Raw genomic sequence first — 6,071 nt, 5'->3', positions numbered from 1 at the left:
GCTGAGCGCTCCGTCGATGCCTTGTGGGATACCGTCGGTAAAATCGTTCCCCTCATCAAACCGCAGGAATGTGCAAACTACTTCGCCGCTGCAGGATATGACCCGGATTAAAGCGGACGCGCTCTAGGTCGCGCGGGGGCTGGATTGCTCTTGTAGCGACAGGTCCAGCAGGTTCTCCACGTCGGCGGCGGGCCGCGGCGGACTGATGTGATAGCCCTGGATCTCGTCGCAGGCTTCGCGTTGGAGCAGGGCCAATTGCTCGGCGGTCTCCACACCCTCTACGGTGACGCGCATGCCGAGCGCGTCACCGAGAAGGATGATGGCGCGCATGATCGCAAAGGCTTCCTCGTCTTCGGCGATACCGTTGACGAACGACTTGTCGATCTTGATCTTGTCAAACGGGAAACGCCGGAGGTAGCTCAACGACGAATAGCCGGTGCCGAAATCGTCCATGGCGATGCGAACTCCGCTTTGCTTTAGCGCGTGCAGGACAGGCAGCGCCTCATCCAGATTTTCCATCAGCACGCTTTCGGTGATCTCCACCTCCAAGCGGTTGGCGGGAAGTCGTGCTGCAGCGAGAGCTGCGGCCACGTCGGCCGGCAGGTCGCTATCGGTGAACTGGATGGCTGATACGTTAACCGCGACCTTGATGTTGTCAGGCCAGTGGATTGCATCGTGGCAGGCGCGGTGCAGCACCCAGCGTCCGATGTCGACCACCAAGCCCACCTCTTCGGCCAAAGGGATAAATTCCATCGGCGGTACGCGACCCCGTGTTGGGTGGTTCCATCGGACGAGTGCCTCGAAACCGCAGACGCGGCGCTGGCCCAGATCATAAAGCGGTTGATAGTGAAGTTCGAACTCATCCCGCTCAACGGCCGTGCGCAGATCCGATTCCAGCGCATGCCGCGCATCGATTTGTGCTTCCATCTCGGCGGTGAAGAAGCGCTCTCCTTTGCCGCCGTTGCTCTTGACGTGCGAGAGAGCGACCCCGGCATGTTTCAGCAGGGTGTCCGTCTCGGTTCCGTCCTGTGGGCTGATCGCGATACCCATCGACACGCTGAGTTCGACGGCCTTGTCTCCGCGAAAGAAAGGTTCTGACAGTTCACGCCGGATCTGATCGACAAGCGCCATCACATTCCACGGCTGCTGCCGGCCGGACTGGAGAATGGCGAATTCGTCGGAGCCGAGGCGTGCCAGCACATTGCCGCGGCCTGCCGACATGCGGATACGTTCGGCTACCTGCCTCAGGATATTGTCGCCGGTCGAAACACCGAGCGTGTTGTTGATCGATTTGAAGCGGTCAAGATTGAGATGCACAAGAGCAATCGGTTCGTCGGGTTTGCGGCTTGCCAGCGCTGCATCGATGCGTTCCCTCAGGTTGATGCGGTTTGGCAGGCCTGTCAGCTGATCGTGATGGGCCAGATAAGCGATGCGCTCAGCCGCCTTTCGATCTTCGGTGACGTCGGCGTGGATGGAAATATTGCTCCCATCGGGCAGCACGGTGATAACGCTCTGGATGGTGCGGCCGTCTTCCATCACCCATTCGCGGTGACGGATGTGTCCTCCCTCCGCGGTGGCGCCCCGCAAACGGGACATCTTCTTCTCAACGCGCTCGGTGCCGCGGATCCTTGCGATCAAAAATCCCATCGAAGCGCCGGGAGAGGCCTCCTCCGGGCTGATTCCGAAGAGTTGCCTGAAGCGGATGTTGCAGATGATCAACCGCTGCTCTGTGTCGAAGACACTCAGGCCTTGCGGCAGGTTGTCGAGGACGATCCCGAAAAGGCGCTTCTGCTCCGCGAGATCTTCCTTTGTGGCGATGAGGCTCCCCTTCAGTTCACCGTTTTCCTTGGCGAGGCGTTGAGAGCGATCTTCAGCGGCGCGTTTCTTTCCAGCCTGCAGCCGATACGTCTCGACGACAAGAGCCATTAGACGTTGCGCGTTGGCAGACCCGTCCTCATTGACTGCTGTCGTGCACTGTTGCCGAAAAAGGGCCTCAGCGTCCATTTGCGGCAATCTCCACGTCGGCAGAGGGGGGAGCATGAGCGGAGGCGAGGGAACCTGCTCCTAATTTGCAGTTTCGACGCGGCGCGTCAGACATGAAAAGACCTTCTGAAACAATCAAAAAATATCGTCTATGCACTCTTAAAACTCGGTCGGCGATGTGCCAACGTGGCAAGATAATCCGCTGGTCGCATTAAAATTCTATTGCAACGCAAACAAATGTATCGCTGGCACTGTGTTTGAGCTTTTTCGCCCGCAATGCCCGCAAATGCAGGCAATCTGAGTCTGCGCTGCATGTCGCCGATGCGCCTTGATCACACTTTGTCAATCATGGTTAATGGGGTATTAACAGCTTATTGACGCAGTGCGCAAATCAGTTTAACGACGGATTAGTCTTTGATTTTCCCCGTTTCGTATTGCGTACAAACATCACCGAAAAGACGGTGAATGGAGGTTTGTATGAGCCAAGTTTCGTCGATTAGTGATACATCCTATGCGTATCTCGCGACGTTGTCGCGGCTGGACACAAATGGCGACGGCGTGCTGAGCCGTGGCGAGCGGGCGGCTGATGATAAGCCGGGCATTTTGAAGCAACTGAGCGAAGAAGATGGCACGCAGGAATTTGCACGAAAACTCTCGGGCAGCGTGCTTCAGTTCATGATGGCGACGCGTGAGAGCGGAAGCGTCAATTTCTACCAGCAGTCCCAGCAGAACACTTCTTACGATCTGTATAAGAGCACGTACGGCCAATACGATCTCGACGTCGTCGCCTGATGTATCCTGTGTGAATTGTGAAAGCCGGCCCCTCGCGGCCGGCTTTTCTTTGTTGCCAATTCAGGAACAGCTTCACGCCTCGGACGTTGGAAGCAGCGATGCAAAGGAAGGAAGCTCCAATGAAAGCAATTCTCTCGATTGCCGCTCTGACGTTCATTGCGGTCTCTTTAGCCGCGCTGGCTCAGGACAAGCAGACGGCGACCGCGGATTTCGTGGGTGCCGATGGAAAGGCAAGCGGTCGGGCTACTCTGACGGCTGCAGCTAGTGGTGGCGTCCTGATCGAAGTCGAGGTGACTGGATTGCCAGCAAACAAATGGGTTGCATTTCATATTCACGAGACCGGTAAATGTGACGCCGCCGGGCACCATGAGTCCGCTGGAAAGCACTTCAACCCGACGAAAGCCGAGCACGGGCTGCTGTCCGCAAAGGGACCTCACGCCGGCGACATGCCCAATCAGTATGTTGACCAGGATGGCGTTCTGCGGGCACAGGTGTTTGACAGCATGGTCACTCTGGACGGCAAGACCGACGGCATCCGTGGCAGAGCACTGATCGTTCATTCCAATTCCGATGATTATCGCAGCCAGCCCGCAGGCGACGCAGGCGAACGTCTCGCATGCGGTATCATTAAATAAGCTGTTTCTGTCTGATGTCGTTCAGTCAGTGATAGTAGTATCGTTCGGCGTACCATTCGATTGACGCCATTGGCTTATCCGTCGCGATCCATTGCCCGACTCTGCTCGTTTCGAGGAGGTCGGCTGTTGTGTGGTCTTCCAGTCCAACGAATATGATGTTTGTGTTCTCGCGCAGGCGAGGATCGGTGGCAAAGCCCATGCGGCCTTCGTTTCCCATATGCATCAGGCTCATCCTGACATAGAAGAACTCGGCCTGATATTCCTCCATGCCCTCCCTGAAAGCATCAGCAACGTCGATCACCGACTTCTGCGGTCCACTATAGACGGCGATCGTCTCGTTGAGCCCAAATGTCGCTCCGTAGAGCGCGATCGAGCTTGCAGGAACTGGAGTTGTGGCGCCGGTGGTCATGTCCATCTGCTGGCCGAAGAAGCTGGCTTTCCCGACATTCAGGTCGCCGCGAAAGAAATAGGAAAATCGATCACGCGTCAGATAAATCGCCTGCCATCGAAACCGCATATACGCGTCCGATGCGCTGGTTAGGCCCTTGAGCGTTGCCAGACAGCTTACAAACGTATCGCGATAGTTCTGTAGCGACATCGATCAACCTCCTCTAGGAGGTTAACCGGCACCGACTCAAAACGTTCCGGCGGTCGGCTCTTCCGGGTTCAGCGTAAACGGCGCATTTCCGTCCGCATCGACACCCCTGCCAATGGCGCGAACCGAGGCCACCAATCGCCCGCCGCGACCGAGCATGTCGTCACCGATTTGAACGAGCCGGGCATTGGGTGTCGCATAAGGTGAGGCGGCGCGCAGCCGGCGAACCAGCGCGCTGTCGTCTTGTTCGGGGAACAGCGCGAGAGCGGCGATCAAAGCGGCCGCGGGCGAGCGGGATACGCCCATCCAGCAGTGGATGAGAAGAGGTGCACGTTGATCCCAATCGCGCGCGAAATCGATGATCGCTCGAACATGGGTTTCATCAGGCGCGATGAGATTGCCGGTTCCCTTGAAGGCGATGTCGTTCATATTGAGGAGAAGATGCCGATGTGCCTGGATCACCCCAGGCCGGTGGAAGGCGTGCTCATTCGCCATCAGGCTGATCATCTCACGCGCACCATGCCTGACCGCCATCTCGGCGATCCGGGCAAGAGGCGCGACAATGATGATAGTCATGCCCTGCCGCTCCGCATCGCCTCGATTGCCTCGAAGCGCTCGCAAAAAAGGCGCTGCGCCTCGACAGCCGGCAAGGGCGTCATCAGCAGCATGTCTTTGGTGATCCCGCGTGGCTGACCGAAGAATTTCTGCGCCTCCGCCGAGGTGAAGCCGGCAAGCTGTGTTGCCTCGAAGTAGGCGGCGATGGTGTCGGCCTTCTTGATCTTGTCCTTGAGTTCTCGCGTCGGGTGAGGCGGCAGGCCAAAGCGAAGGTGGACGGCTGCTTCCAGCCGCTTTTCGACGGCTTTGTATCCACCGCCGACGACCGACTTGAACGGCGAAATCATGTCGCCGATGACATATTCCGGCGCATCGTGCAGCAGTGCCATGAGACATTGATCGGCAGTTGCTTCATTCAGGCGGCGGAAAATATCCTCGACAAGGAGGCAGTGCTGGGCGACCGAAAAAGCGTGATCACCAAAGGTCTGCCCATTCCAGCGGGCGACCCGCGCCAACCCGTACGCGATATCGCTGACCTCGACGTCAAGCGGAGACGGATCGAGCAGGTCGAGACGGCGGCCAGAAAGCATGCGTTGCCACGCGCGCGGCGCCTTTGTGGTCACGCGCTGGCCTCATCCGTCGCCGACGGGAACGTCAACCCTGTCCAAGCCGGCAGTTCGAGGGTGACGGGCGTCTCGCCCGCCAACAGAGGCGCACCTGTCGCGATGGCCTCGCCGGCACGGTCGATGCGAACGATCGCAAGGCCCCTTCTTCCGGCGACCGAGCCGAGCGCGCCGACCGGCTTGCCCGCGGCAGTGATCTCCGTCCCGGAGGGCGGCAGCGCCGTCGGGGTCGTCACAGTGACGACGCGGCGGCGCGCGGTTCCGCGATGCTGCATGCGCGAGACGACCTCCTGACCGACATAGCAGCCCTTCTTGAAGGAGAGCCCGCCGTTGAAATCCATCAGGACATCGTGCGGGAAGGCGTCCTGGAGCGCATAGTCCCGCCCGGACACGGCAACGCCGTTTGTTATGCGCAACGCATCGTAAGTGTCGGGATCATCAGTGCCGTGCTGCCCTGCTTGGCGGACAAGCGTAACGCCTGCCTTGGCAAAACGGCTGTCGGCTGGTCCGGTATTCGTGCTCTCCCAGGAAACCGTCACGCCTTCGCCCGCAGGCGACAGGTCGACGGCTGCCCGGAGCTTATACATCGTCAGTCGCTTGAGCAGCGCATCCCGCTGATCGTCGTCCGTTTCGATGACGAACCCGTCTGCGTCCCGCCAGGTCATGAAGTCGAACAGGATTTTGCCCTGCGGGGTCAACAGCGCACCCGGTCGTGCTTCATCCGCCGCGAGCGCGGCAAGATCCGTCGTGATCAGGTTCTGTAGAAATGATTGTGCCTCCGAGCCGCTGACCCTTATGAGCGAGCGGTTCTTCAGAAATACGGCTGGCATGGCGGCACCTGTCGCGTTCGTTATCGCTCAGAAGTATGTCTTCGCTAATGGGATCGCA

Annotated in this window: 7 protein-coding genes and 1 pseudogene; 3 read left to right on the top strand and 5 right to left on the bottom strand. The window is 58.8% G+C overall.

Annotated elements, in window-relative coordinates; genetic code table 11:
- A pseudogene (locus ATY80_RS28635) lies at positions 1–111 on the top strand (IS630 family transposase); the annotation flags it as partial.
- A gap of 12 nt (positions 112–123) precedes the next feature.
- Here ATY80_RS28635 and ATY80_RS16985 read toward each other — a convergent pair.
- On the bottom strand, positions 124–2,004 hold the full coding sequence (locus ATY80_RS16985; RefSeq protein ID WP_088693540.1) for an EAL domain-containing protein: 1,881 nt from the start codon (positions 2,002–2,004) through the stop codon (positions 124–126).
- A gap of 456 nt (positions 2,005–2,460) precedes the next feature.
- On the opposite strand from ATY80_RS16985, the gene ATY80_RS16980 reads away from it, so the two are divergent.
- Together ATY80_RS16980 and ATY80_RS16975 are read left to right on the top strand one after the other, a co-directional pair.
- Positions 2,461–2,775: a hypothetical protein gene (locus tag ATY80_RS16980; protein WP_088693539.1), complete on the top strand. Its 315-nt coding sequence runs from the start codon at positions 2,461–2,463 to the stop codon at positions 2,773–2,775.
- A gap of 119 nt (positions 2,776–2,894) precedes the next feature.
- Entirely contained in the window at positions 2,895–3,410 is a 516-nt protein-coding gene (locus tag ATY80_RS16975) for a superoxide dismutase family protein (protein WP_088693538.1), read from the top strand.
- 25 nt (positions 3,411–3,435) lie between these two features.
- Here the strand turns inward: ATY80_RS16975 and ATY80_RS16970 are convergent, their stop codons facing one another.
- From ATY80_RS16970 to ATY80_RS16955, 4 genes are read right to left on the bottom strand one after another with little or no spacing between them, the layout of a single operon-like run.
- Positions 3,436–4,008: a hypothetical protein gene (locus tag ATY80_RS16970; RefSeq protein WP_088693537.1), complete on the bottom strand. Its 573-nt coding sequence runs from the start codon at positions 4,006–4,008 to the stop codon at positions 3,436–3,438.
- 36 nt (positions 4,009–4,044) lie between these two features.
- A complete protein-coding gene (locus ATY80_RS16965) occupies positions 4,045–4,581 on the bottom strand; it encodes a tyrosine phosphatase family protein (RefSeq protein WP_088693536.1) in 537 nt (178 codons plus the stop codon).
- Positions 4,578–5,183 carry an HD family hydrolase gene (locus ATY80_RS16960; RefSeq protein WP_088693535.1) on the bottom strand — a complete coding sequence of 202 codons (606 nt, stop codon included), beginning with the start codon at positions 5,181–5,183 and terminating at the stop codon, positions 4,578–4,580. The genes ATY80_RS16965 and ATY80_RS16960 overlap by 4 nt, the downstream gene beginning before the upstream one ends.
- Positions 5,180–6,013 carry a folate-binding protein YgfZ gene (locus tag ATY80_RS16955; protein ID WP_088693534.1) on the bottom strand — a complete coding sequence of 278 codons (834 nt, stop codon included), beginning with the start codon at positions 6,011–6,013 and terminating at the stop codon, positions 5,180–5,182. The genes ATY80_RS16960 and ATY80_RS16955 overlap by 4 nt, the downstream gene beginning before the upstream one ends.
- Positions 6,014–6,071: the final 58 nt, after the last annotated feature.

This window comes from Rhizobium sp. R711 (genome assembly GCF_002211365.1).
Taxonomy (GTDB): domain Bacteria; phylum Pseudomonadota; class Alphaproteobacteria; order Rhizobiales; family Rhizobiaceae; genus Rhizobium.
This window is presented reverse-complemented; position numbering and strand designations above follow the sequence as displayed.